Source organism: Microcoleus sp., from assembly GCF_049646505.1.
GTDB lineage: Bacteria > Cyanobacteriota > Cyanobacteriia > Cyanobacteriales > Microcoleaceae > Microcoleus.
On record NZ_JBARVX010000425.1, the window covers coordinates 1 to 2,844 of the forward strand.

The 2,844-nt window shown below is 43.5% G+C and carries 4 protein-coding genes; all 4 read left to right on the forward strand.

Annotated features, from left to right (window positions below):
* Nucleotides 1-616 (forward strand): diguanylate cyclase (locus WBA89_RS20950; RefSeq protein WP_424409167.1); only part of this gene is annotated, 616 nt, incomplete at its 5' end.
* 190 nt (nucleotides 617-806) lie between these two features.
* Nucleotides 807-1,388: a Uma2 family endonuclease gene (locus WBA89_RS20955; protein ID WP_424409169.1), complete on the forward strand. Its 582-nt coding sequence runs from the start codon at nucleotides 807-809 to the stop codon at nucleotides 1,386-1,388.
* Between the two features lie 322 nt (nucleotides 1,389-1,710).
* Entirely contained in the window at nucleotides 1,711-1,836 is a 126-nt protein-coding gene (locus WBA89_RS20960) for a hypothetical protein (RefSeq protein ID WP_424409170.1), read from the forward strand.
* A gap of 546 nt (nucleotides 1,837-2,382) precedes the next feature.
* Nucleotides 2,383-2,844, forward strand: a 462-nt coding sequence (locus WBA89_RS20965; protein WP_424409172.1) for a leucine-rich repeat domain-containing protein, incomplete at its 3' end; no start/stop codon positions are given.

Below are 2,844 nucleotides of genomic sequence, written 5' to 3' on the forward strand. Positions count from 1 at the left end.
GCTCAGAACCCACGCAGCCGAACAGCAGTTGACGGTACTCAACCGCCAGTTGCAGCAGCAAAAACGTCAGTTAGAAACGGTGAATCGAGCGTTGCAGTATTTGGCAACTTACGACAGTTTGACTGAGGTAAGAAACCGCCGCTTTTTTAATGACTATCTCGATACGGAATGGCGGCGTTTGGCGAGGGAAGAAGCGCCGCTATCTTTGATTATGTGCGATATCGATTATTTCAAGCTTTATAACGATACTTACGGCCATCAAGCGGGGGATGAATGTTTGCGGCAGGTGGCTGCGGTGCTGCAGCGTTCGGTAAAGCGATCGGCTGATTTAGTGGCGCGTTACGGTGGAGAAGAGTTTGTCATAGTTTTACCGAATACGGATATTGATGGTGCGGCTTGCGTAGCTGAAATTATCAACCAACAGGTGCGGGGTTTACAGATACTTCACGCCAAGTCTGGTGTCAGCGAATACGTGACGCTGAGTTTGGGTGTGGCTTGCTGCATTCCAGCGCCGATGTCGCAGCCTGGAACCTTAATTGCGATCGCCGACGAGTCGCTTTATCGGGCGAAAGCAGCAGGGCGCGATCGGGTTTCGGTTGCCGCATTTGAAGGATAATATATTAGTGATTAATAGGTTCGCAGTAAGGATTGAAGTCCTTAACAAATTCGCAGTCAAGACGATCGGCGATCGAGCGGGTTCGCAGTCATGACTTCAGTCCTAAAAACGGAATTAAGAAAAACTAAAGTCGTTACTGCGAACCTGTGCGAATTCAAATTACAATACAAGAGTTAAAGGATATCCTGCCATGACAGTAACATTAGATAAGCCCAAAGACCAACGGCTAATTCACTCCGGGATTGACTGGCAACAATTCAAACTAATCGAACAGGGATTTTCGGACTCCCCCGGTATCAAACTGTTTTATTTCAAAGGTGAGGTAGAAATTTTGGCAGTTTCGCAAGAACACGAATCATTCAGCAGGACGATTGCAGGTTTACTGATGGAATACTTTGTTGAAAAAGACATCGAATTTAACCCCTTGGGTAGCTTTACTCAAGAAAAGGTAAAGGAAGTCTCAGTCCAAGCTGATGAATCTTTTTTAATTGGAAAATTAACAGGTAAAACCCCCGATCTTGCCATCGAAGTTATATTTACTAGCGGTAACGAGAGCAAATTGAATCGCTACCAAGTCTTGGGAGTCCCCGAAGTTTGGTTTTGGGAGGATGGATTATTTGGTTTGTATCATTTGCGATCGCACGGATATGAAAAAATTACCAAAAGCGAAATATTGCCAGATTTAGATATTAATTTGTTGTCTCGCTGTCTGCTGATGGCTTCTAGGATTGAAGCTGTTAAAGAATTTCGGCGCGGGATTTCTGGGGTTTAGAGGAAAAGTCCAGAATAGTTGAAATCTACGGCACTTCAAACCTCCGGTCGAAAATTAAAAACCAGGTTATTGACAACTTTGTAGTATATTAGTATTATATAATTTACAGAAAGAGCGATCGATCGACACCAGCAAACAAAATTTATAAAAAACCTATGCAACCCATCCGACAAGGCGACGTAATTCTCACTCCCGTACCGCAAATCGAAGGAAAAAAAAACCTCACCTAACTCTCGCCGAAGGGGAAGTCACCGGACATTCTCACCAGATAATTGAGGGACAAGCTGAACTGTACGAAAAAGACGGTACTCTGTACTTGCGAGTGCTTTCGCCCACAGCATTATTGAGTCACGAAGAACACCGCGCCATCGCAATTCCCGAAGGTAATTGGATGGTGCGAATTCAGCGCGAATACGAGCCCCAAGGTTGGCGGTATGTCGCAGACTAATACCATTTTTCTAAAGATATGCCATCGAGCGAGTCTTAGCCCCCCCTTAATAAGGGGGGGTTGGGGGGGTAATATCTAACGCTACTTTATGAAATTGGTATTACAGGATTGGATGTCATTTTGTGCGATCGTATTTGTCAAGAACTAGCAGCCACTAAATTAGACACTTGCCAGGAATACATACCCTGTTAAAAATCGATTCTAAGGACGATTACGACGCATTGGAGCGTCCTTTAGCAGTTTTTTGTTAAAATGAGCTTTCTGAATACGGGATTGCTTTATGCGTTGCGAGTGCCGCCTGATGTGACATCTGCTAAACAGGCAATTCGCTGGGTAAATTGGGGAATAGAGCCTGACTAATTTAACGTGCAAACTTGAAACTCCCCAACCATGTTTAACAAGTACAGTCCTCAACTCACCAAGATCCAAGAAACCGGGTTTTTCACCTAATCTGCGGGCTGCCTGCGAATTATCTCGTAAAAACCCGGTTTCTGGCCATCCGTGCGTAAGTCCTAGTCTGATATTATCCTAATTTACAACAATTTTATGTCTGAAAAACAACCAAATCCCGCAGAATTCAGCAGCTTTACCGACTGGTGCTTGCACAAAGACAGCCTTTCAGAAGCAGCAAGATATACAGTTGAGGTGATCTTATGGCGTGCTGGCAGTTCTGACATTAATGAAGCGAACCGGATACTGTCAAGTAGCAATGAGTTGTATCTGTGCAGCCATCAAATATCAGATATCATACCCCTGCAATCTCTGACTCATTTGAATAAGTTGTATCTGGAAAGCAATCAAATATCAGATATCAGAGCTATGAAATCTCTAACTAATTTAACTTCTCTATATCTAAGCAACAATCAAATATCAGACATCACACCTCTGCAATCTCTGACTAATTTAACTTGGCTGGAGCTACACAGCAATAAAATATCAGACATCACACCACTGCAATCTCTGACTAATTTGACTAATTTGTATCTCTCCAACAATCCAATATCAGAC